Genomic DNA, 23,725 nt, shown 5'->3' with positions numbered 1-23,725 from the left:
CGTCACCCCGGCCCCGCCGATCCACCGCTCGATCCGCGTTCGGCCAGCTCGTCGGTGTCGAGAAGGTCCCGGTCGAGCCGACCCGCCCGGTACGCGGCCCGCCCGATCATCTGGGCCGCGACCGGCGCGGTCGACAGTTGGAAGACCGCCACCAGGCCGATCATGCCCAGATCCGCCGGGGAGCGCAGCCGCAACGCGATGCCCAGCAGCAGCAGGAGCACCCCGAGCACCTGCGGCTTGGTGGCGGCGTGCATCCGCGACAGCGCGTCCGGGAACCGCAGCACCCCGATCGCGGCGGCCAGCCCGAGCAGCGCGCCGGCCACCAGGCAGCCGGCCCCGAGCCAGTCGACGACCGTGCTGATCACCGCTGCTCCCGGACGGCGAAACGGACCAGCGACACCGAGCCCACGAAGCCGAGCAGGGAGAGCACCACGAGCACGGGCAGCGTGGTGGCGTGCCGGTTCACCGCCGCCTCGGCGCCCACCGCGCTGACCATCGTGGCGAGCAGCATGTCCGCGGCGATCACCCGGTCCACCAGCGACGGCCCACGGTAGAGGCGGGTGAGGGCGAGCAGCGCGGTCACCGACAACAGCGCGGTGAGGACGACGGCCAGAAACATGATCACGGTCGGGTTCCCCTCTCGGGTGACGCCTTCTCGGCGCGGCGCAGTTCGGCATCGGACCCCACCGCCCGGACGATGCGCCGCTCGACGGTCAGGGTTCGGTCACGGGCCACGTCCAGGTCGGCCGGCTCGTGGGTGTCCAGCACGTGCAGGTAGAGCGTCCCGGAGTCCCGGTCCACCTCGAGGACCAGCGTGCCCGGCACCAACGAGATCACCTCCGCGGTGAGCGCCAGGTTCAGGTCGCTGGCCACCCGCAGCCGTACCGCGATGATCGCTCCACGCGGGCGGTATCCGGGCTGCACCGCGATCCGGGCGACGTGCAGACTCGCGCTGACCAGCTGGACGACGAACCGGGCCGCGAACACCAGCAGCGGCCAGGGCCGCAGTCGCCCGCCGAAGCTGACCGCCGGCAGCGGGAAGAAGACCAGCACCGCGCCGCCGACCAGCAGGCCACCGACCAGGTTCCCCCAGGTGAGGTCGCCCCAGAGCAGGTTCCAGACCAGCACCAGCCAGCCGAGCGCCACCGCCTGGTCCCGCCACCGTCCGAGCCGGCCGCGCGCTCTCCGCGGCCCGACCGCCGCCGGCGACGAGCCGGTCACGGTACGTCCCCGGGCAGCACGGCATTGACGTACGGGGTGCGCAGGCGCAGGTCGGCGGCGGCGTCGGCGGTGACGTCGAAGAGCGGCCCGGCCACCACTGTCAGCGCCAGCCCGAGGGCGACCAGGGCCACCGTGGCACCGACCATCAGCTTCGGCAGCCGGACGATCGGCTCGTCAGTGGCCAGCCGGGGTGAGCGCCAGAACGCGATGTTCCACACCCGGGACGCGACGTAGAGGGTGAGCAGGCTGGTCAGCGTGCCCGCCGCGACCAGCGCCCCGGGTAGCGGTCCACCGGCCGCCACCCCGGCCTGGAGCAGGCCGAGCTTGCCGAGGAAGCCGGAGAACGGTGGCACCCCGGCGAGGTTCATGGCCGGGACGAAGAACAGCACACCGAGGAGCGGCGCCACCCGGGCCAGCCCGCCGATGCGGCGCAGGTCGGTGCTGCCGGCGCGCTCCTCGACCAGCCCGGCGACGAGGAACAGCGTGGTCTGGATGGTGATGTGGTGCACCACGTAGAAGATCGCGCCGGAGAGCCCCGCGGCGGTGCTCAACGCCACCCCGAAGATCATGTAACCGATGTGGCTGACCAGGGTGAACGAGAAGAGCCGTTTCAGGTCGGACTGGGCCACCGCGCCGAGGATGCCGATCACCATGGTCAGCCCGGCGACGACCATGAGCAACGTGTTCGCGTGCCCGCCGGGGAACAGCAACGTCTCGGTACGGATGATCGCGTAGACACCGACCTTGGTGAGCAGGCCCGCGAACACCGCGGTGACCGGTGCCGGCGCGGTCGGATAGCTGTCCGGCAGCCACGCCGACAGCGGAAAGACCGCCGCCTTGATCGCGAAGGCCAGTAGCAGCGTCAGCTCCAACGTCAGCCGGACAGCGTCGGGCAGGTCGTCGAGGCGCTGGGCGAGCTGGGCGAGGTTGAGCGTGCCGGTGGCCGCGTACACCAGACCCACCGCCGTCAGGAAGAGCATCGAGGAGAGGATGCTGACCACCACGTACGTCGATCCGGTCCGGATCCGGGCCTCGGTGCCTCCCAGGGTGATCAGCACGAAGCTGGCCGTCAGCAGGATCTCGAACCCCACGAAGAGGTTGAACAGGTCACCGGCCAGGAAGGCGTTCGTCACGCCGGCGGTGAGCACCAGGTACGTCGGGTGGAAGATCGACACTGGCGTCGACTCGCTGATCTCGCTGCGGCCCTGCCCGATCGAGTAGAGCAGCACGCACAGGGTCACCGCCGAGGAGACCACCAGCATCAGCGCGGCGAGTTGGTCGGCCACCAGGACGATCCCGACCGGCGCCGGCCACGCGCCGACCGCCACCACCACCGGCCCGAACCGGTACGCCTGCACCAGCAACACCACCGCCACGGCGAGGGTGCCACCCAGACAGAGCACGCTCGTCGCGCGCTGGAGCCGGGGCATCCCCGCCAGCAGCAGGGTCAGCGCCGCGCCCAGCAGCGGCACCACCACCGGCAGCGGCACCAGCATGCCCATCACGGCCCCTCCCCCCGACGCAGCCGACGCCGGGCGGGCTCGGGATCGACCTGCTCCGGGTCGCCGTTCGGGCCCTCACCGCCACGGTCGACGGCGCCTACCTCGTCGCCCTCGGCGAGGCTGATGATCTGCCGGTCCTCCAGGTCGTCGGGCACCTCGTCGTCGCCGGAGAGATACCAGCTGCGGTAGGCGACGGCGAGCAGGAACGCGGTGAACCCGAACGTGATCACGATGGACGTCAACACCATCGCCTGCGGCAGCGGGTCACTCATCTCGCCCACCGGGCCGGTGCCGATGATCGGAGCCCCACCGGGCCGGCCGCCCAACAGGATCAACAGGTTGACCCCGTTGCCGAGCATGACCACCCCGAGCAGGATCCGGGTCAGGGTGCGTTCCAACAGCAGCATCACCCCGCCACCGACGAGCACCGCGACGGCCAGCACCACCACCAACGTCGGCCCCGCGCCACCGTTCCTCATGCCCGATCGCCCTTGTCGACCGCCAGACCTCCGGTCGCCTGCCCGGTCGCCTCGATGTGCCGGTCCACCTCGGCGCCGAGGCTGCGCAGGATGTCCAGCACCAGTCCGATCACCACCAGGTACACGCCGATGTCGAAGAAGAGCGACGTGACCAGGTGGACGTCACCGACCACCGGCAGCGCCTGATCGATCTTGGCGCTCTCCAGCACCGACCCGCTGACCAGCAGTGCCAGCGCACCGCTGCCCACCGACAGCGCCAGGCCGGCCCCGAGGATCGCGCCGGCGCCGATCGGGGCGGCCTCGGTCAGCTCGTACCGGCCACCGGCCAGGTAGCGGACCACCAGGGCCAGACCCGCCACCAGACCACCGGCGAACCCACCGCCCGGCGCGTTGTGCCCGGAGAAGAGCAGGAACAGCGAGAACAGCACCACGGTATGGAAGATCAACCGGATGACCACCTCCAGCACGATCGAGCGGCGCTCCTCGTACAGGGTGGGTCCGCCACGCAGCCACACCGGCCGACCCGCCCCGGTGGCCCGCTGGTCCGACCCCGGGCGGCGTGGGCGCGGCCCGGTGCGGGACCGCTCGAAGATCAGGCTGGCCACCCCCGTCGCCGCCACCACCAGCACCGCCAGCTCGCCCATCGTGTCCCAGGCGCGGATGTCGACGAGGGTCACGTTGACCACGTTGCGGCCGTACCCCTGCGTGACGGCGAGATCCGGGAAGGCGGCGGCGATGTCCGGCGCCCGCCGGGCACTCGCCGCGGTGAGGGCGAGCCCGGCCGCCACCGCGCCCGCCGCCACGCCGATCGTCCGCCGAATCCATCGGGTACGGCGCAGCGGCCGGGCCGAGAACCGCTCCGGCAGGCGACGCAGCACCAGCACGAAGACCGCGATCGTCGCGGTCTCCACCAGGAACTGGGTGAGCGCCAGATCGGGCGCGCCGTACAGGACGAACAGCATCGCGGTGCCGTAGCCGGTCATTCCCACCAGCAGCATCGCGGTCAGGCGACGACGGGCGCGCACCGCCAGCACCGCCGCCACAGTGATCACCACGACGACCACCGATTGCAGCAGGCTGTCCCAGAGCGGGACCCGGGCCCGCCACGGGGCCGCCGAGAGCATCGCCGTGCCGGGCACCAGCACCAGGGTGACCAGGATGATGCCCAGATACTGCGGCAGCGAGCCCCGCTGGGTCGCCCCGGTGACCTCGATCGCCAGGCGGTCGAACCGGCCCACGACCCACTCGTACCCCTGGTTGCCGCTCACCGGCGCGCGGAGCCGGCACAGCACCGGGGCGAGCGGCCCGCGCACGGCGAAGAGCAGGCCGCCGCCGGCGAGCGCCAACACGGACAGGCCGAGCGCCGGGGTCGGTCCGGACCAGAGCGCCAGGTGCGCGTCCACCACACCGAGCAGTTCGGCGTACGGGTGCAGCACGCCCTCCAGCGCACCCGCCGCCGGACCGGCGACCAGTCCGACACCGGCGAGCACCCCGGGCGGGACCAGCAACGACGCGGCGATCGGCCCCGGCGCGACGGGCTCCACACCCGGGCGGTCGGCGAACGCGCCCCAGAGGAAGCGCACGCTGTACGCGACGGTGAGCACGGTTCCGGCGACCAGCCCGGTGAGCAGCGCCGGCTGGTTGGTGAACGCCGCGAACACCGCCTCCTTGGCGACGAAGCCGACCAGCGGCGGCACCCCGGCCATCGACGCCGCCGCCAGCACCGCGACCACGAACAACGGCCGGGACCAGTGCCGCAGGCCGGACAACTCGCGCAGGTCGCGGGTGCCGGCGCCGTGGTCGATGATGCCGACCACCAGGAACAGCGCCGCCTTGAACAGGGCGTGCGCCAGCAGCATCGCGGCGCCGGCCAGCGCCGCGTCCGGCGTGCCCGAGCCGGTCACCGCGACAAGCAGTCCCAGCTGGCTCACGGTGCCGTATGCCAGCAGCAGCTTCAGGTCGGTCTGCCGCAGCGCCGCCCAACCACCGACCAGCATCGTCGCCACCCCGGCGACCTGCACCACCGGCCGCCACGGGCCGACTGTGGCGAGCACCGGCGCGAGCAGTCCGACCAGGTAGACCCCGGCCTTGACCATGGCGGCCGCGTGCAGATAGGCGCTCACCGGAGTGGGCGCCGCCATCGCGACCGGCAACCAGGAGCTGAACGGCAGCACCGCCGACTTGGACAGCGCGCCGAGCAGGATCAGCAGCACCGCGCCCACCAGGTACCCGCCACCGGGCAGCGGGGCGGCGGCGATCTCCGACCAGCGGTACGTGCCGGCGTGCTCGCCCAGCATGATGAACCCGACGAGCATGGCGAGGCCGCCCAGCGTGGTGACCGTCAACGCCTGCGCGGCCGCCCACCGGCTGGAGCGCCGCTCGGTGCTGTGCCCGATCAGCAGGTACGAGAAGATCGTGGTCAGCTCCCAGCCGACGTAGAGCAGCAGCAGGTCGTCGGCGAAGACCAGGAGGAGCATCGCGCCGGCGAAGGCCACCAGCACCGCGGCGAACCGCGCCAGCCCGACGGAGTCGGCGCCGAAGTAGCGGGCGCTGTAGACCAGCACCAGCGCGCCGACGCCGCCGATCAGCAGCGTCATCAACCAGGACAGCGTGCCGAGCCGGAGCGCGACGTCGAGACCCAACTGCCTGATCCACGGGTACGTCTCGACCACCGCCCCGCCGTCGCGCACGGTCGGCGTGCGGGCCAGCGCCCAGCAGAACGCGGCGGCCGGGGCCAGCGCCAGCGAGTAACCCGCCCGTGGTCCCCACCGACGGACCAGCGACGGCGCGAGGACCGCGGCCACGACGTGGAGGATGAGCAGTACCAGCACGCGCTCTCCCGATCGTGGTGGCCGGCGTCCGTGGCCGCGAGGACGCCTACCAGCGATCAGACGACAGTTTGTGAGCCCACGGGCGGTTTTACCGGAATTGCCACAATCCGCCCCCGCACCGCACCCCACGCCCCCAAGCCGCAGCCCTCACCCCTCACCCCTCACCCCTCACCCCTCACCCCTCACCCCTCACCCGCGCGATCTTGCAGTTTTGGTTGTCGAGATGCGCGGAATGCCCCTTATGCCGCCGCAGCTAGTGCAAGATCGCGGGGAGGGAGGGGTCAGGGATGGGAGGGGTCAGCGCAGCAGCGGGTCGCCGAGGGGGTGGGTGTTCTCGGGGGCCTGGTGGCCGGGGTTGGGGTCGGCGAGCAGGTCGGCTCGACCGAGCTGACGCGCGACCCGGCCGATCACCCGCTCCGCGGCGGTCAGCGACCGCACCGAGAGCAGTCGGCCCCGGCTCTCCCGCCGCAGCACGAAGTAGTGCACGGCGACCCGGACCTGACCCCGGTCGGCGGCACTGGCCTGGGCGGTGCACAGCACCAGCTCACGCAGGCAGTCGGCGAGGCGCTCGGCGAGCGCCAACTCGGGGCCGTGCAGGCCGGCACGGAGCGCGGCGAGGTGGCTGTCGACCTTGCGAATCAGCACGTCGGTGCCCGCTTCGACGATGCGCCGCTCGCCAGCCATCACACCCCCACCCCGGTTCGCGTTGCGAGTGAAGTTACTTTATGTTGCTCTGTAGAAGCAAGCAGTTAAGTGAGACTTAACGGTCTAAGCGCACCTTCCACGCTTTCTGCTTTTTGTGGGGTTATTCCGCAGCGGACCGCTCGTGGTTGTCGTACCGGCGGGGCACCATGTACCGGTGACCGGGGCAGACGCAGACGCCGGCGCGGTGCTCGCCGGGTTCGGCGCGGCGACCCGCGCCTGGTTCGACGCCGCCTTCGCCGCGCCCACCGCCGCGCAGACCGGCGCGTGGCGGTCGGTCGCCGCCGGCCGCAACGCCCTCGTGGTGGCGCCCACCGGCTCCGGAAAGACGCTGGCGGCGTTCCTCTGGTCACTGGACCGGCTGGCCCGGGAGCCCGCGCCGGCCGAGGCCCGCCAACGGTGCCGGGTGCTCTACGTCAGCCCGCTCAAGGCCCTCGCCGTCGATGTCGAGCGCAACCTGCGCGCCCCCCTGGCCGGCATCCGCCAGGCGGCCACCCGGCTGGGGGTCACGCCGCCCGACATCACCGTCGGCATGCGCACCGGCGACACCCCCGCAGACGAGCGACGGGCCTTCGCCCGCACCCCACCCGACATCCTCATCACCACACCGGAGTCGCTGTTCCTGCTGCTCACCTCGGCGGCCCGCGACTCGCTGCGCGGCGTCCAGACGGTCATCGTCGACGAGGTGCACGCGGTGGCCGGCAGCAAGCGGGGCGCGCACCTCGCGCTCTCCCTCGAACGCCTCGACGAGTTGCTCCCCGCCCCGGCGCAGCGCATCGGCCTATCGGCCACCGTCCGGCCGATCGACGCGTGCGCGCGGTTCCTCGGCGGGGCCCGCCCGGTCGACGTGGTGCAGCCGGCCACGCCGAAGACCATCGAGGTCAGCGTGCAGGTCCCGGTCGAGGACATGACCCGCCTCGACGAGCATGAGCAGCCACCGGAGGACGACCTCGGTGGGCCGGGCCCGCGCCGGGCGTCGATCTGGCCGGCGGTGGAGGAGCGGGTCTTCTCCCTCATCGGGCAGCACCGTTCGACGATCGTCTTCACCAACTCGCGGCGCAGCGCCGAACGCCTCTGCGCCCGCCTCAACGAGCTGGCCGCCGAGGAGGTGGAGGCCGCGTCCGCCGGCGTACCGGAGGGGTCGTTCCCGGGTGACGACCGCGCGGGTGACACCGGCCCGGCGACCGGCGGGCAGCGGTGGGGTGGCCCGGCCGGTCCGCTGCGCAACCGGCCACCGGCCGAGGTGATGGCCCAGTCCGGCGCGGCCGGCGGCGCCACCCCCGTGATCGCCCGTGCCCACCACGGCAGCGTCTCGCGGGAGGAGCGCAAGCACATCGAGGAGGCGTTGAAGTCCGGTCAGCTTCCGGCGGTGGTGGCCACCTCCAGCCTGGAGTTGGGCATCGACATGGGCGCCGTCGACCTGGTGGTGCAGGTCGAGGCCCCGCCGAGCGTGGCCGCCGGGCTGCAACGGGTCGGCCGGGCCGGGCACCAGGTGGGCGCCGTCTCCCGTGGCGTGGTGTTCCCCAAGCACCGGGGCGACCTGCTCTCCTGCGCGGTGGTCGCGGAGCGGATGACCGAGGGCGCGATCGAGGAGCTGCACTACCCGCGCAACCCGCTGGACGTGCTGGCCCAGCAGATCGTCGCGATGGTGGCGCTGGAGCCGTGGCCGCTCGCCGACCTGGCCACGCTGGTCCGTCGCGCCGCGCCCTTCGCCGAGCTGCCCGACTCGGCGCTGCACGCCGTGCTGGACATGCTCTCCGGCCGCTACCCGTCCACCGCCTTCGCCGAGCTGCGCCCCCGCCTGGTCTGGGACCGGGCGACCGACCAGCTCACCGGCCGCCCCGGCGCGCAGCGGCTCGCGGTGACCAGCGGCGGCACCATTCCCGACCGGGGTCTGTTCGGCGTCTTCCTGGCCGGCGCGGAGCGGGCCGCCCGGGTCGGCGAGCTGGACGAGGAGATGGTCTACGAGTCGCGGGTCGGCGACGTCTTCCTGCTCGGCTCCTCCTCCTGGCGGATCGAGGACATCACCCCCGACCGGGTGCTGGTCTCGCCGGCGCCCGGGCAGGCCGCACGCATGCCGTTCTGGAAGGGCGACCAGTTGGGGCGGCCGGTGGAGCTGGGCCGGGCCATCGGCGCCCGGGTCCGCACCCTGCTGCGGCAGGGTGACGAGGCGGCGCTGACCGCGCTGCGTGACGGCGGGCTGGACGACTGGGCCGCCGGCAACCTGCTGGCCTACCTCCGTGACCAGCGCGAGGCCACCCGCTCGCTGCCCGACGACCGGACGATAGTGGTCGAGCGGTTCCGCGACGAGCTGGGCGACTGGCGGCTGGCCGTGCACAGCGTCCTCGGCGCCCGGGTCAACGGACCGTGGGCGCTCGCCGTGGGCCGCCGGCTGGCCGAACGCTACGGGGTGGACGCCCAGGTGATGCCCTCGGACGACGGCATCGTGGTGCGCCTGCCCGACACCGCCGACGAGCCGCCCGGCGCCGACGTGGTGGTCTTCGAGCCGGACGAGATCACCCAGCTCGTGGAGGAGTCGGTCGGCACCTCCGCCCTCTTCGCCGCCCGGTTCCGGGAGTGCGCGGCCCGGTCACTGCTGCTGCCCCGCCGCGACCCGCGCCGCCGTCAGCCGCTCTGGCAGCAGCGGCAGCGCGCCGCGCAACTACTCGACGTCGCCCGCGAGTACGCGGACTTCCCGGTCACGCTGGAGGCGGCCCGGGAGTGCCTCCAGGACGTCTTCGACCAGCCGGCGCTAGCCGACCTGATGCGTGACCTGGCCACCCGCAAGGTGCGGCTGGTCGAGGTGGAGACCAGCGCGCCGTCGCCGTTCGCCCGGTCGTTGCTCTTCGGCTACGTCGGCGCGTTCCTCTACGAGGGCGACGCCCCGCTGGCCGAGCGTCGCGCGGCCGCGCTCGCGCTGGACTCCACGCTCCTCGGTGAACTGCTCGGCCGGGTCGACCTGCGCGAGTTGCTGGACCCGGCGGTGCTCGACGAGACCGACCGGCAGCTGCGCTGGCTGACCGAGCAGCGCCGGCCCCGCGACGCCGAGGACGTCGTCGAGCTGCTACGGGTGCTCGGTGACCTGAGCGACGCCGAGCTGACCGAGCGGGGCGTGCCCGAGACGTGGCTCAGCGAGCTGGAGGCGACCCGTCGGGTGCTGCGGGTCCGCATCGCGGGCGAGCAGCGCTGGGTCGGTGTGGAGGACGCCGCCCGGCTGCGCGACGCCCTGGGTGTGGCGCTGCCGGTGGGGGTGGCCGAGGCGTACCTCGCCCCGGTGGCCGACCCGCTCGGCGACCTGGTGGCCCGCTACGCGCGTACCCACGGGCCGTTCGCCGCCGCGAGCTGCGCGGCACGCTTCGGGCTCGGCGTGTTCGTGGTCGAGCAGGCGCTGCGCCGGCTCGGCGCCACCGGGCGTGTGGTGTCCGGCGAGTTCACGCCGGATTCGACCGGCGCGCAGTGGTGCGACGCCGAGGTGTTGCGGATGCTGCGCCGTCGCTCGCTCGCCGCGCTGCGCCGCGAGATCGAGCCGGTGCCGCCCCGGGCGCTCGCCACGTTCCTGCCGCGCTGGCAGCAGGTGGGTTCGTCCGCCCGGGGTGTCGAAGCGCTCGCCGCGACGGTGGAGCAGTTGCAGGGCGCGGCGGTGCCGGCGTCCGCCCTGGAGCGGCTGGTGCTGCCCGCGCGGGTCGCCGACTACTCCCCCGCGCACCTCGACGAGTTGTGCGCGAGCGGTGAGGTCGTCTGGGCCGGGTCGGGCGCGATCTCCGGCGGTGACGGCTGGGTCACCCTGGCGTACGCGGACGCCGCGCCGCTGCTGCTTCCGCCGCCCGACGAGGCGCTGACCCGCACCCCGCTGCACGAGGCGGTGCTGGACGCGCTCGGCGACGGCCAGGCGTTGTTCTTCCGCTCGCTCGCCGACCGGGTCGGTGCGACAGACGACGCCGCCCTGACCGGTGTGATCTGGGACCTGGTCTGGGCGGGGCACCTCACCAACGACACCCTCGCGCCGCTGCGCGCGGTGCTCGGCGCCGGGGGCGCGCACCGCTCCCGGCCGTCCGCGCCCCGCACCCGTTACCGGCGACCCGGCAGGGTGGCGCTGCCCGCCCGTGGTGGTCCGCCGACCGTGGCGGGCCGCTGGTCGCGCCTGCCCGATCGGGACCTCGACCCGACCCGTCGGGCCGCCGCCCTCGCCGACCTGCTGCTGGAGCGACACGGGGTCGTCACCCGCGGCGCGGTGCTGGCCGAGCAGGTGGTCGGCGGGTTCTCGGCGGTCTACCCGGTGCTGTCCGCGCTCGAGGAGCGCGGCGCGGCCCGCCGGGGCTACTTCGTCGAGGGCCTCGGCGCGGCGCAGTTCGCGGTGCCCGGCGCCGTGGATCGGCTCCGCGCGCTGGCCGAGCCGACCGACGGCGGCCGGGGCCGGGGCGCGCCCGCCACTGTGCTCGCCGCCACCGATCCCGCCAACCCCTACGGCGCGGCGCTGCCCTGGCCGGAGCGGGTGGTCGACTCCGGCGACGGCACCGCACCGGCGACCGGGCACCGGGCCGGCCGCAAGGCGGGTGCCCTGGTGGTGCAGGTGGGCGGCGATCTCGTGCTTTACGTCGAGCGCGGCGGCCGGACGCTGCTGTCCTTCACCGACGACACCGACACGCTCGCCGCGGCCGGCAAGGCGCTCGCCGACGCCGTCCACTCCGGAGCCCTCGGCGCGATGTCGGTGGAGCGTGCCGACGGCGAGGCGGTGCACTCCTCGCCCCTGCGTGACGCGCTGACAACCGCCGGTTTCCGGGCCACCCCGCGCGGCCTGCGCCTACGCGGCTGACCGTCCGCTCGCGCCTGACGCGGAGCAACGCCAGACGGCCACTCGCGCCCGACGCGGAGCAACGCCGGGCTGCCGTCACCTCGTCAGCCGGTATACCTCGGTGTCATATTTATGCCTCACAGTCATACCGCTCCGCAGTAACACCGGCCCCGGACCGCTCAGCCGAGACTGTTGAGGACCTTCTCGTAGCGTGGCCGGTCGGCGGCCGGGGTCCGCGCCTCCAGATAGTTGAGCACCACCGCGCCGCGCCGGTACGACTGGCCGCCCCAGGTGTCGGCGATGTCGCTGGCGCTGGTCTCGTCGGGGAACACGTACACGGTGACGGCGCCGGTGGCGACGATCTCGGAGCAGCCCAGCCCGAGCCCGTCGGGGCCACAGTCGACCGAGCGGTCCTTCGGGGAGGGCACCTTCAGACCGGCCTTCCTGAACGCGTCGACCACCTGCGTCGCGCCCGGCGCGCCGGCCGGCCGTTGCGGCAGCACCACAGGCGACGGGCTGGCCGGCCGATGCTGGGTGGGCCCCTGCGGCGCGACAGACGGCGCGGTCGTCGGGGGCGCGACCTGGCCGGCGCCGGACGCCGCCGCCGAGGGAGTCGGCGCTTCTGGGAGACCGGTCGCCGCCGGGGCCGACACGGACGAGACGCTGGGCGCCGCCGTCGACGGGTCGGCGTCGTCAGCACCGCCGCAGCCGGTGGTGAGGGCGACGACGAACAGCAGGACTCCGACGGCGGGCAGGTTCCGAACTGTCACCTGCGCAGTCTGCCCAACCGGGACCGGCCGCGCGAGGGGCCGGTCGGTCACCGCACTATCGCGAATCCGCCAGCACCGGTCGACCGCTCGTCGGCCGGTACGAACTCGTCCTGGAACGACGCACCGGCGCAGGGGGTTAACCTGCGGGCATGTCCGCCACGCCCTGGATCTCGCTGACCACCGACTACGGCCTCACCGACGGCTTCGTCGCCGCCTGCCACGGGGTGATCGCCCGGATCGCGCCGGCCGCCCGGGTGATCGACGTGACCCACCTGGTGCCGCCGGCCGATGTCCGGCGGGGTGCGGCAGTGCTGGCGCAGACAGTCGCGTACCTGCCGGTGGGGGTGCACGTGGCGGTGGTCGATCCGGGGGTGGGCACCGCCCGGCGGGGCGTCGCGCTCGCCACCCCGGATGGCTTCCTGGTCGGTCCGGACAACGGGTTGCTGCTCGACGCCGCCACCGCCCTCGGCGGGGTGACCGACGCGGTCGAGTTGACCGAGCCGCGCTGGCAGGCCAGCCGGGTGTCCCGCACCTTCCACGGTCGGGATGTCTTCGCGCCGGTGGCGGCCCAGCTTGCCCTCGGCGCGCCGCTGGCCGAGGCGGGGACCCCGGTGGACCCGGCCCGACTGGTACGGCTGCCGACGCCGACGCTCACCCGGGACGCCGACGGGTTCACCGCCGAGGTGCTGACCGTCGACCACTTCGGCAACGTCCAGCTCGCCGCGCCCGCCGACCTACTCACCGTGCTGCCGAGCACGCTCCGGGTGCGCCCGCCGGAACCGGCGGCGGCCCGTACGGCGGTACGCGGACTGACGTTCGGCGACGCCCCGGCCGGCGGACTGGTGGCGTACGTCGACTCGGCCGGCCTGGTGGCGGTCGCCGTCAACGGCGGACGGGCGGTTGACCTCCTCCGGGTGTCCCCCGGGGACCTGCTGCGGGTATCGGGCTGACGTTCGACTGTGGAATGCTTCCCCGGTGGGTGAACACGGTGTGCCTGTGCGTTGTCCCTGCTGCGCGTCCCGGACCGGCGGCGGCACCTGCCCGGTCTGTTTCTGGACCGACGACGGCCAGAGCGACGCCGACGCCGACGTCGTCCGGGGTGGCCCCAACGGCGACCTGAGCCTGTCGCACGCCCGACTCAACTACGCCGTCTACGGCGCCAGCCACCCCCGCTACCAGGACATGGTGCGCGCGGCCCGCCCCGACGAGCGCCCCTGACGCGACGCCCGACGGGCGGGTGTGGCTCAGCAGACCGGCACGCTGCCGCCGTACACCGCCGAGATGTACGCGTGGCTGACGTACTGCCCGGCGGCCAGGCGGTTCCAACGGCTGGTGGTGCGGTAGGGGCCGGCGACCAACTGGCCGACGACGTAGCACTCGATCGGCACGTGGGCCAGCCGGGCGGCGAGACCGCGGATCGATGCCGACGTGCTGGCCCCGGTGCGGATGTTCAGCGGCCCGTCGCCGACCACGCCGCGCGGCCCGCCCCCGGTCCACAGGTAGGCGACATCAACCCAGGCGTTGGTGGTCAGCCGCAACCCGTCCCAGAAGGTGCCGTCGGCCAGGTCGATGCCGGCCGGGTTGAGCACGGTCCGGCCGAACTGGTCCCGCCCCGCGTTGTAGCCGGACTGGTACGCGGCCTGCGCCTCGGGCAACCCCTGCGGCAGGTTCTTCCAGTTCTCCCGCACCGAGGAGGGGTTCCAGTAGTCGTCGCGGGTGTTCCACGGGCCGACGTCCCAGACCGGCGCGTACTCGCAGCGGGAGCCGGTGGTGGTGCACACCCGTACCGTGTAGTCGCCGGTGTTCAGCGGGGAGAGGCCGCGTCGCGACGGCAACGCCACGAAATGGTCCCGGGGTTGGACGGTACGTCCGTTGGCGGTCAACTCTCCCACCAGACCGATGCGCGTCGCGTACACCCGGTAGGTCCGGCCGGGGGTGGCGGCGGCCACGGCGGCGGTGGCGTCGGCGGTGAGCCGCACGGCGCGTACCGTCGCGGTGGCGCCGGAGGGTGAGGCGGTCAGCACCACGCGGGCCTGCACCCGGGTGACCGGCTGGTCGAAGGCCGCGCCGGCGGTCGCCGCCCGCCACTCCGTCCAGCCGGCGGCCCGCCAACCACGCACCTGCGCCTCGACCACGGCGCCGCGCGGAACGGAGGCGCTGACCTCGGCACGTACCCGGGTGGCCGGCCGGGCGAGGACGCGGGGGGCGGTCAGCAGCATGCCGTCGGCGACGGCGCTGTGCGGGCTGCCGGCGCCGCGCCCGGTGGGTCGGGCCTCCCGCAGCCGTAGACCGGCGGTGGTCCGGCGGACGTTGACGTCGTCGCGGTCGACGGCCGAGAGGTCGGCGCTCCACCGCTCGGCCCAGGAACCGGCGGCGGTGAGGGTGATCGGGGTGTCGGGGGCGGGGGCGGCCGGCACAGCGCCGACGGTGGGTAGGAGGGTGCTGGCGAGCAGGAGGGCGAGGGTGGCGACGAGGATGGCGGACAGGGTATGACAACGGGGTCGCGTCATGGGCATTCTCCTCAGAACACCCTGACCCTCGCATGTCAGGAGATCATGAGGAACCTGGCTACAAATAGCGACACATGCGAATCCTGCTCAAAAGAGGGAGGATGGCAGGATGCCCGAGGGTGACACCGTCTGGAACACCGCGCGCGTGCTGCACCGCGCGCTCGCCGGCGCGCGGATCACGAGCAGTGACTTTCGGGTGCCGCAGCTCGCCACCACCGACCTCGCCGGCTGGACCGTCGGCGAGTCGGCCAGCCGCGGCAAACACCTGCTGCTCCGGCTCACCAACCCGGACGGGGCGCCCTGGACCCTGCACTCGCACCTGCGGATGGACGGCGCCTGGCGGGCCTACGCGCCCGGGGAGCGCTGGAGCGGGCGACCCGCGCACCTGATCCGGGTGGTGCTGCGCAGTCCCGGCGCTGTCGCTGTCGGCTACCACCTGCACGACATGGCGCTGGTGCCGACTGCCGAGGAGGACCGGCTGGTCGGGCACCTCGGCCCGGACCTGCTCGGCGGCGACTGGGACCCGGCGGAGGCGGTCCGACGCCTCGCCGACCACGGCGACCAGAGCATCGGCGAGGCGCTGCTCGACCAGCGCAACCTGGCCGGCGTGGGCAACCTCTACAAGTGTGAGGTGCTGTTCCTGCGTGGGGTGTCCCCGTGGACGCCGGTCGCCGCGGTGCCCGACCTGCCCGGCCTGGTGACCCTCGCGCAGCGGCTGCTCGCCGCCAACCGTGGCCGATGGACGCAGAGCAGCACCGGCTCGCTGCACCGGGGGCAGACCAGCTACGTGTACGGCCGCCGCGCCCAGCCCTGCCGCCGCTGCGGCACCGCCATCCGCAAGGAGGAGCTGGGTGAGCGGGTCACCTACTGGTGCCCGACCTGCCAGCCGGAGAACCCGGCGCAGAAACGGACGATTGGGTAATTCCTATCCGGCCGCCGACGTCGCATGCTGCGGTTGAGCGCTCACCGACCGTCAGCAGAGTGCCGGGGTCCCCACACCGGGGTGGCCGACCTCGTGCCCCGAACCGGGGAGAGTCATGGCGATGTTCCGCAGACTCCGCTCCACCTTCTTCGAGCGGGCCAGCCGCGGCACCGACGGCGCGCACGGCCAAGCCGCGACGGTGCCGACCGCGCGTACCGCCGAGACGACCGCCCCCGCGCCGAGCCTCGACCCGGCCGTGCGGCCCCACTACTTCGGGCCGGTGCCGAACTTCGCGCACAGCCCCCGCCCCGAGCGCGACCCCGACGGGCGGGTGGTCGCGGGCACCGGGCTGCGCAAGTTCGTCGACCCGCTGCCCGTCCCCGGGCCACCGGGCCGCACCGCGTCCGGCGGCCACCTGCCGGTGGCCACGCCGGACACGATCACCTACCCCGGCTGCGACTACTACGAGATCGGCCTCCAGGAGTACGCGCAACGACTGCACCGGGACCTGCCGGCCACCCGACTGCGCGGCTACCGGCAGCTCAACCTCGGCACCGACGCCCAGGGGCACAACACCGTCGCGCCACCGGAACGGCCCTGGCACCTCGGCCCGCTGATCCTCGCCCGCCGGGGACGACCGGTCCGGGTGAAGTTCATCAACCAGCTCCCCACCGGCCGGGCCGGTGAGCTGTTCCTACCCGTCGACGACACCGTCGAGGGCGCCGGGCTCGGCCCGCTGGACGGACCGGCGCCGTACCCGCAGAACCGGGCGGTGCTGCACCTGGCCGGGGCGCAGACCGGCTGGACCAGCGCGGGCAACCCCGGGCAGTGGATCACCCCCGCCGGGGAGATCACCCCGTACCCCGGCGGGCCCGGCCTGACCCACGTGCCGGACATGCCGCCGCCCGGCGCCGGGGCGACAACGCTCTACTTCCCCAACGAGCAGAGCGGCCGGCTGCTGTGGTGGCACGACAACACCCTCGGCCTGGCCCGGCTCACCGTCTACGGCGGACAGCTCGCGCTCTACCTGCTCACCGATCCGGTCGAGGATCAGCTCGTGGCCGACGGGGTGCTGCCGGCCGACCAACTGCCGTTGGTGATCGAGGACAAGACGTTCGTCCCGGACGACGCCCAACTCGCCGCCGAGGACCCGACCTGGGACCGGGAACGCTGGGGCGCCCGGGGCAGCCTGTGGCACCCCCACGTCTACCAACCCCGGCAGAACCCGTACCACCCGACGGGGCGCAACCCGACCGGCCGGTGGGGCTACGGCCCCTGGTCGCGCGACCCCGCGCCGGACGACGCGCGCCTCGTCGACCCGGCACCCAACCCGCACCACGACCCGGTCGGCGCGCCGGACGAGCCGCCGCTGAGCCCCGCCCTACCGCACCCGTCCGCCGTCCCCGAGGCGTACGGCGACACCCCGCTGGTCAACGGCGTCGCCTACCCGTACCTGGAGGTCGCGCCGCGGGCGTACCGGTTCCGGATCCTCAACGCGTGCCTGGACCGCAGCCTCAACCTCCAGCTCTACCGGGCCCGCTCCGACGCGCCGATGTGGACCGCCGACGGCGTGCTCGCCGACGCCGACGCCGGTGAGGTGCCGATGGTGCCCGCCGTACGGGCGGCGGACCGGCCAGCGGGATGGCCCACCGACGGCCGCGACGGCGGCGTGCCGGACCCGCGCGCCGCCGGGCCGGAGTTCGTCCAGATCGGCAACGAGGCCGGCCTGCTGCCCGCCCCCGTGGTGCTGCCGAACCGGCCGATCGGCTACCGCTACGACCGGCTCGACCCGACGGTGCTCAACGTCGACGGGCACACCCTGCTGCTCGCCCCGGGCGAACGCACCGACGTGCTCGTCGACTTCTCCGCGGTGCCGCCGGGCAGCACGCTCATCCTGTACAACGACGCGCCGGCCCCGCTGCCCGGCTTCGACAACCGCTACGACCAGCACACCGACGCGCCGGACCGGACCGCCGAGGGCGGCCCACCGGGCACCGAGCCGGGGTACGGTCCGAACACCCGTACCCTGCTCCAGTTCCGGGTCCGCGGGGTGCCCGCGCCGACCTACGACAGGGACCGGCTGCGGGCGCGCCTCCCCCTGGCGTACGCGGCCAGCCAGCGCCCACCGATCGTGCCGCAACCGGCGTACGACCCGGCGTTCGGCACCCGCACCACGACGGTGACGACGGTGCCGGTGCACGCCAGCAGCGTGACGTTCACACCGGCGGACGGGACCGGCCCGGTGACGCTGCCGGTGCTGGTGAAGTCCGCGCAGCCGGCCTTCGAGCCGGATCATGGGCGGCTGACCGGGCGGCTCGGCGTCGGACACCCGCACGCCGGCCCGCTGCACCCGACCACCCTGCCGCTCGGCCCGACCGACCCGGTCACCGAGGTGCTGTTCGCCACCGACCCCGCCACGCCGGTCGGCGCTCCCAGCGACGGCACCCAGCTGTGGCGGATCAGCGGCAACGTACGACAGACCGAGCCGTTGCACTTCGGCGGTTGTGACGTGCAGGTGGTCAACCGGGTCGGCTGGGACGGCACGCTGCGGCCCCCGCACGACACGGAACTGGGCTGGAAGGGGATCGTCCGGGTGAACCCCCGCGAGGACGTGGTGGTGGCGCTGCGCCCGGTCGCGCCGGCCCTGCCGTTCAAGCTGGGCGACAGCGTCCGGCTCCTCGATCCCTGTCGTCCGGCCGGGGCCCGAACCGGGTCGACCCCGATCAGCCCGGCGGACGGGCGACCCGCCTCGGTGGTCAACCACCTGGTCAACCTCGGTTGGGAGTACCGCTGGCACAGCCAGCTCGCCGGGCACCGCGACGGCGGGATGACCCGGCCGCTGGTGCTGCGGGTGGCCCCGAAGGCGCCGACCGGCCTGACCGCCACGCCGGTGCCCGGCTCGGCCACCGCGCTACCGGCGATCGCGCTGGCCTGGACCAGCAACGGCGGCCGCCCGGCCGCAACCAGTCACCTGCTGCAACGGGCCACCGAGGCGACCTTCGGCGGCGAGGTCACCACGATCACCGTGGCGGCCGCCGCCACCCGGTACGTCGACGCCACAGTCACCCCGGGAGTGACCTACCACTACCGGATCCGGGCGGAGAACGCGGTGAGCTACTCCTCCTGGTCCAACGGGGTGCCCGCCTCGGTGCACCTGACCGCGCCGTACGGCCTGGTCGCGGCGCTCCCGCCGGCCGCCCCGCTGCGCGTGGCGCTGCGCTGGACCAACCGGTCGTTCGCCACCGGCATCGACGTGCAGCGGGCCACCAACCCGACGTTCACCAGCGGGCCGGGGACCACGGCGATCGGGGTCGGGGACAACCACCTGGACTCGACCGTCGCCCCGGACACGACCTACTACTACCGGGTGCGGACCACCTACCTGGGCGCCGCCTCGGCATGGTCGACGGTCGCCACGGTGACCTCGCCGCCCGTTCCGGGCACGCCCACCGCCGTGGCGGCCACCGTCAGCACGCCGGGGCCGGACACCGCGACAGTGGCCCTGACCTGGGCGGCGACCACACCCACCGGCCCGGGGGCGGGGTTCGTCGTGCAGCGGGCTCTCGACCCGGCGTTCGACCGGGAGGTGGCGATCTTCACGGTGACCGGCCGGGGCTTCACCAACACCGGGCTGGTCCGGGGCGTCACCTACCACTACCGGATCCGGTCGTTCAACGTCGTCGGCAGTTCCCCGTACAGCGGGCCCGTGGTGGTGACGACACCGGAGTGACAGAACACCTAGCGGGTCGGCGCGCGCAGCGGGGTGCCCACGGCGCGTAGCTCGGCGAGCGCCCCGGCGACACCGTGCAGCAGGTCGGTCGCCTCGGTGAGCCGGTCGGCGGCCGGGTGGGCGGCGTCCGGCCGGGCGTCCTCGGCGAGGTAACCGGCGGCGGCGACCACGAGCCGTTCGTAGGCGGCCACCCCGTCCTTCAGTTGGGCGGTCAACACGGCGTGCGCCTCGACCAGCGACGGTCGGGCATCGGCCGGAGCCAGCCGCAGGGCACGTTCGACGCTCGCCACCCGCCCGGCCAGGTCCCGCAACGACTGATCGGCGGCGGCGGCCTCCACCACCGCCGGCTCGGCCAGCCCGGTGAGGCGCGGGGCCATTCCGGCCAGGGTGAGCGCCGCCCGGTCCAGCCGCGCCCACTGCTCGCCGGCGCTAGTGCCACGCAGCGCGATCCGGGACCGAACCCGACGGACCTCGGCCAACACACCTGGACCGACCGGCAGCCGCTCGACGGCGGCCACCAGTCGGGCCCGCGAACGGGCCGCCGCCTCGGCCGGGTCGAGCGCCGGCGGCGCCGGCTGGGCGGCCAGGGCGCGCACGTCGATCCAGCGCCAGGCGGCGAGCGCCACCGCACTGCCCGCCGCGCCGGCCCAGGCCGCGTCGGGCAGACCGAGACCGGCGTACGGAGTGAGCACCGCTGCCGCCCCACCCAGCCCACCGGCCAGCACACTCCACCGGCGGGCGGACCGGCGCAGTCGAGCCAGCCTGCGGAAGTAGCGGGTCCGCTCGTCTGCCACGGTGACCTCCTCGATCCGGTCGCTCAGCCGGCGGCGGTCGGGTCGCCGGTGCCCCGCTCGCGGGCCATGCTGGCGCGCAGCTCGTCCAGCCGGGCGGCGGCCGTCGGGTCGGTGGCCGGGCCGGACTTCTCGGCCTGCGGCACGGCCGACCGCTGCGCAGCGCCACCGAGCTGCTCGCCGGCCATGCTGGAGCGGATCTGCTCCAACCGGGCGGAGCCCGCCGAGTCGATGGTGGCCTTCTGGATCTCCAACATACGGCCCTCGACGGAGTTGCCGGCCAGTTCGGCGCGACCCATCGCGTTGGCGTACCGGCGCTCGATGCGGTCCCGCACCTCGTCCAGCGAGGGGGTGGTGCCCGGCGCGGTCAGCGAGGACATCGACTCCAGCGAACGGGCCACCGACTCCTGCATCTTGGCCTGCTCCAGTTGGCTGAGCAGCTTGGTGCGCTCGGCGAGCTTCTGCTGGAGGATCATCGAGTTGTTCTCGACCGCGCGGCGGGCCTGGGCGGCGGCGCCCAGCGCCTGGTCGTGCAGGGTCTTCAGATCCTCGGTGGCCTGCTCGGCGGAGACCAGCTGGGTGGCCAGGGTCTGCGCCGACTGCTCGAACCGTGCCGCCTCGGCCTCGTCGCCCTTGGCCCGGGCCTGGTCGGAGAGCACCAGGGCCTGCCGGGCGTTGCCCTGCAAGCGTTCGACCTCGGACATCTGCCGGGACAGCTTCATCTCCAGCTGCCGCTGGTTGCCGATCACGGCGGCGGCCTGCTGGACGAGCGCCTGGTGCTGGCGCTGGGCATCCTCGATGGCCTGCTGGATCTGCACCTTGGGATCGGCGTGCTCGTCGATTTTGGCACCGAAGAGCGCCATCAGGTAGTTCCAACCCTTGACGAACGGGTTCGCCATATCCGCGACATCCCCTCAGTAGCGTCGCTCCACCACAGCCGGGTCGGCCGGGTCGGCTGGACCGGCACAGCCAGGTCGGCTGGACCGGCCGAAACAGCCGGCCGGCCTCCATCGTCCCAGTCGAACGCCACCGAGGCATCCCGTACCGGTAGTCGACGGCACCGGCAGCTCCTGCCAGCAACCCTACGCGGCCGGTGCCAGCCCGCCCATCGTCAACGCGATCGGCGGGTCAGGCGGCGCAGACCACGTCCCGGTCGCGCTCGGTCGGGCGCACCCGCGTGCTGCGCAGCGTGGCCTTGAGCGGCGAGTCCTGTCGGACCGAGACGGCGACCTTGCCGTCGGAGGTGACCTGGCGAACACCCCGGTTGGTGCTCTTGGACGCCGCCTCGGCCGGCTCGTCCGGCATCGGCACCAGCACCCCCGGCATCTGCTCGGCGAGCGCCACCGTATCGCTCACCTCGCGCAGCAGCTCGGACAGGCGTGCGCCGAGGGCGTCACAGATCGCGGCCAGCAGCTCGCTGGACGGCTCCTTGTGCCCCCGCTCGATCTCGGAGAGGTAGCCGAGGCTGACGTTGGCGGCGGTGGACACCTCACGCAGCGTGCGCTGCTGCCCCTGCCGGCGCGCTCGCAGTGCGTCACCGATCACCCGGCGTAGCAGGATCATCGCACCTCCCCCTGAGGGATACCTCGCGCCCGGCGTCGGGCAGCCGGTCGCGGTGGGCCGCGCCGACCCCGAACGTCGGAGCCTTCCCGCAACCGTACCCGTTGCGGGCCCCAGCGACATCCCGCCCCGCCCCGTCGATTCGCCGGAGCCCGGTCACCGGTGGGTGCCGCCGGCCGCTCCCGCGCCACCCCGGGCCGCCCCCGTCACGGCCCGGGAACCCGAACCCGGCCCGTCCGCGTCGGTCTGGGTGACCTCGACGTCCACCGCGCCGGCGTACACCTCGTCGGCCTCCGCCGAGTCGGCGTCGGCGTGGCCGGCGTCGGCGTCGGCGTGGTCGGCGTCGGCGTCGGCGTGGTCGGCGTCGGCGTCGGCGTGGTCGGCGTCGGCGTCGGCGTGGTCGGCGTCGGCGTCGGCGTGGTCGGCGGAGGCCTGGTCGGCGGAGGCGTGGCCGGCGTCGGCGGAGGCGTGGTCGGCGTCGGCGTCGGCGTGGTCGGCGGCGTGCAGCCGCTCGGCGAGCAGGCGCAGCGCCTCGACCACCGCCGCCGCGCGGACGTGGTCCCGGCCGCCGCCCAGCTCGAGCCGGCGGACGGTGCTGCCGTTCGGCCCGGCGACCGCGACGTAGACCAGACCGACAGGCTTGTCGTCCTGCGGCTCCGGGCCGGCGACACCGGTGGTGGCCAAACCCCAGTCCGCACCGCACCGCTCCCGGCCGCCCTCGGCGAGCGCCGTCGCGACCTCCGGGTCCACCGGGCCGCGCTCCGCCAACAGATCAGCGGGTACGCCCGCCAGGGTCCCCTTCAACTCGGTCGCGTAGACCACCAGGCCACCCCGGTAGACCGCGCTGACCCCGGCGATGTCCACGATCGACGAGGCCAACGACCCACCGGTGAGCGACTCGACGGTGGCGAGGGTCTCGTGCCGCTGGACCAGCCGGTGCACCACCCCCGCCGCCGCGCTCCCCGCGGTGGCGTCGTCCGCCCCGCCTCCCACCGGCTCCGGAGATCCCGCCGCGCGCTGCATCACCCGTTCCTTCCCCACCCGCCGCCCCCCAACCCTGCCCACCCTGCCCCCGTCCGGCTCTGCCCCCGTCCTGCCCTGCCCCCGTCCCGCCCTGCCCCCGTCCCGCCCTGCCCCGTTGATCATGAGGTTATGACCAGGACACGCCACGTGAGATGACGCTAACTTCATGATCAACACGGACTGGGCCGGACGGGGCCGGGCCGGGGGCAGGGCGGGCGGGGGCAGGGCGGGCGGGGGCAGGGCGGGCGGGGGCAGGGCGGGCGGCGGGGTTTAGCGGGGGCGGCGGAGGCGGAGGGCTTGAGCTACGTAGTCGAAGCCGGTGGCGACGGTGACCAGGACGGCGGCGCCCATGATCCAGGGGCCGACGGCGGCGAGGGCGTCGGGCATCGGCCAGAGGTACCAGGCGATGGCGAGGATCTGGAGCGCGGTCTTGACCTTGCCGCCTCGGCTGGCGGCGATCACGCCGTGCCGGATCACCCAGAACCGCAGCCCGGTGATGCCCAGCTCGCGGACGAGGATCAGCGCGGTCACCCACCAGGGCAGCCGGTCGTACCAGGAGAGCAGCACCAGGGCCGCGCCGGTGAGCGCCTTGTCGGCGATCGGGTCGGCCACCTTTCCGACCGACGTGACCAGCCCGAACCGGCGGGCGATCCAGCCGTCCACCAGGTCGGTCGCCGAGGCCACCGCGAAGATCAGACAGGCGGCGATGCGCCAACCGGAGTGGGTCATTCCGGACACGATCACCGAGGCGGCGAAGACCGGCACCAGCACCAACCGCAGCGCGGTCAACGCGTTCGCCGCGTTCACGACGGGCACCACGGCGACCACCCGGCCCGCCGTCGACTCCGTCGCCTCGGTCACCGCCGGGCTCCGCTCGGCCCCCTGCGGCGTT

At 74.1% G+C, this 23,725-nt stretch carries 18 protein-coding genes and 1 pseudogene; 5 read left to right on the top strand and 14 right to left on the bottom strand.

Annotation, left to right across the window (positions count from 1 at the left end; genetic code table 11):
- Positions 1-2: 2 nt before the first annotated feature.
- The 7 genes from mnhG to O7634_RS17070 form a co-directional block, all read right to left on the bottom strand.
- On the bottom strand, positions 3-365 hold the full coding sequence (mnhG, locus tag O7634_RS17100) for a monovalent cation/H(+) antiporter subunit G (RefSeq protein WP_278151116.1): 363 nt from the start codon (positions 363-365) through the stop codon (positions 3-5).
- Entirely contained in the window at positions 362-625 is a 264-nt protein-coding gene (locus O7634_RS17095; protein WP_278151115.1) for a monovalent cation/H+ antiporter complex subunit F, read from the bottom strand. The genes mnhG and O7634_RS17095 overlap by 4 nt, the downstream gene beginning before the upstream one ends.
- Entirely contained in the window at positions 622-1,221 is a 600-nt protein-coding gene (locus O7634_RS17090; RefSeq protein ID WP_278151114.1) for a Na+/H+ antiporter subunit E, read from the bottom strand. The genes O7634_RS17095 and O7634_RS17090 overlap by 4 nt, the downstream gene beginning before the upstream one ends.
- Positions 1,218-2,723, bottom strand: coding sequence for a Na+/H+ antiporter subunit D (locus tag O7634_RS17085; RefSeq protein ID WP_278151113.1), 1,506 nt, complete (start codon positions 2,721-2,723; stop codon positions 1,218-1,220). Before O7634_RS17085 ends, O7634_RS17090 begins: the two co-directional genes overlap by 4 nt.
- Positions 2,723-3,202: a Na(+)/H(+) antiporter subunit C gene (locus O7634_RS17080; RefSeq protein WP_278151112.1), complete on the bottom strand. Its 480-nt coding sequence runs from the start codon at positions 3,200-3,202 to the stop codon at positions 2,723-2,725. The genes O7634_RS17085 and O7634_RS17080 overlap by 1 nt, the downstream gene beginning before the upstream one ends.
- Positions 3,199-6,033 (bottom strand): Na+/H+ antiporter subunit A, encoded by a 2,835-nt coding sequence (locus O7634_RS17075; RefSeq protein ID WP_278151111.1) that lies wholly within the window; start codon positions 6,031-6,033, stop codon positions 3,199-3,201. Before O7634_RS17075 ends, O7634_RS17080 begins: the two co-directional genes overlap by 4 nt.
- 297 nt (positions 6,034-6,330) lie before the next feature.
- Positions 6,331-6,717, bottom strand: coding sequence for a hypothetical protein (locus O7634_RS17070; protein WP_278151110.1), 387 nt, complete (start codon positions 6,715-6,717; stop codon positions 6,331-6,333).
- A 175-nt stretch (positions 6,718-6,892) separates the two neighbouring features.
- Between O7634_RS17070 and O7634_RS17065 the strand changes: the two genes are divergently transcribed.
- On the top strand, positions 6,893-11,548 hold the full coding sequence (locus tag O7634_RS17065) for an ATP-dependent helicase (protein WP_278151109.1): 4,656 nt from the start codon (positions 6,893-6,895) through the stop codon (positions 11,546-11,548).
- 158 nt (positions 11,549-11,706) lie between these two features.
- Here the strand turns inward: O7634_RS17065 and O7634_RS17060 are convergent, their stop codons facing one another.
- A complete protein-coding gene (locus O7634_RS17060; RefSeq protein WP_278151108.1) occupies positions 11,707-12,297 on the bottom strand; it encodes a hypothetical protein in 591 nt (196 codons plus the stop codon).
- A gap of 149 nt (positions 12,298-12,446) precedes the next feature.
- On the opposite strand from O7634_RS17060, the gene O7634_RS17055 reads away from it, so the two are divergent.
- On the top strand, positions 12,447-13,247 hold the full coding sequence (locus tag O7634_RS17055) for an SAM-dependent chlorinase/fluorinase (RefSeq protein ID WP_278151107.1): 801 nt from the start codon (positions 12,447-12,449) through the stop codon (positions 13,245-13,247).
- A gap of 46 nt (positions 13,248-13,293) precedes the next feature.
- Complete coding sequence (locus O7634_RS17050) at positions 13,294-13,515, top strand: CPCC family cysteine-rich protein (RefSeq protein ID WP_278151106.1); 222 nt, start codon at positions 13,294-13,296, stop codon at positions 13,513-13,515.
- Between the two features lie 26 nt (positions 13,516-13,541).
- Here the strand turns inward: O7634_RS17050 and O7634_RS17045 are convergent, their stop codons facing one another.
- On the bottom strand, positions 13,542-14,807 hold the full coding sequence (locus tag O7634_RS17045; protein ID WP_278151105.1) for a hypothetical protein: 1,266 nt from the start codon (positions 14,805-14,807) through the stop codon (positions 13,542-13,544).
- A gap of 109 nt (positions 14,808-14,916) precedes the next feature.
- On the opposite strand from O7634_RS17045, the gene O7634_RS17040 reads away from it, so the two are divergent.
- Entirely contained in the window at positions 14,917-15,729 is an 813-nt protein-coding gene (locus O7634_RS17040) for a DNA-formamidopyrimidine glycosylase family protein (protein WP_278151104.1), read from the top strand.
- Between the two features lie 115 nt (positions 15,730-15,844).
- Positions 15,845-19,459 carry a hypothetical protein gene (locus O7634_RS17035; RefSeq protein WP_278151103.1) on the top strand — a complete coding sequence of 1,205 codons (3,615 nt, stop codon included), beginning with the start codon at positions 15,845-15,847 and terminating at the stop codon, positions 19,457-19,459.
- A gap of 8 nt (positions 19,460-19,467) precedes the next feature.
- On the opposite strand, the gene O7634_RS17030 is transcribed toward O7634_RS17035, so the two are convergent.
- The 5 genes and pseudogenes from O7634_RS17030 to pgsA all read right to left on the bottom strand — a co-directional run bounded on the left by O7634_RS17030 (position 19,468) and on the right by pgsA (position 23,694).
- Positions 19,468-20,253: a hypothetical protein gene (locus O7634_RS17030; RefSeq protein WP_278151102.1), complete on the bottom strand. Its 786-nt coding sequence runs from the start codon at positions 20,251-20,253 to the stop codon at positions 19,468-19,470.
- Positions 20,254-20,276: 23 nt separating this feature from the next.
- Positions 20,277-21,149 (bottom strand): PspA/IM30 family protein, encoded by an 873-nt coding sequence (locus tag O7634_RS17025; RefSeq protein ID WP_278151101.1) that lies wholly within the window; start codon positions 21,147-21,149, stop codon positions 20,277-20,279.
- Positions 21,150-21,378: 229 nt separating this feature from the next.
- On the bottom strand, positions 21,379-21,813 hold the full coding sequence (locus tag O7634_RS17020; protein ID WP_278151100.1) for a helix-turn-helix transcriptional regulator: 435 nt from the start codon (positions 21,811-21,813) through the stop codon (positions 21,379-21,381).
- Positions 21,814-22,314: 501 nt separating this feature from the next.
- Positions 22,315-22,833: pseudogene (locus O7634_RS17015) on the bottom strand (CinA family protein); the annotation flags it as partial.
- A 270-nt stretch (positions 22,834-23,103) separates the two neighbouring features.
- Positions 23,104-23,694, bottom strand: a complete 591-nt coding sequence (gene pgsA, locus O7634_RS17010; RefSeq protein ID WP_278151099.1) for a CDP-diacylglycerol--glycerol-3-phosphate 3-phosphatidyltransferase — start codon at positions 23,692-23,694, stop codon at positions 23,104-23,106.
- Positions 23,695-23,725: the final 31 nt, after the last annotated feature.

Origin of the sequence: Micromonospora sp. WMMD1120, assembly GCF_029626235.1 — a bacterium.
In the GTDB taxonomy this organism is placed as follows: Bacteria; Actinomycetota; Actinomycetes; order Mycobacteriales; family Micromonosporaceae; genus Micromonospora.
The sequence above is the reverse complement of the archived record's forward strand: the minus strand, read 5'-3'. Positions and strand labels throughout refer to the sequence as shown.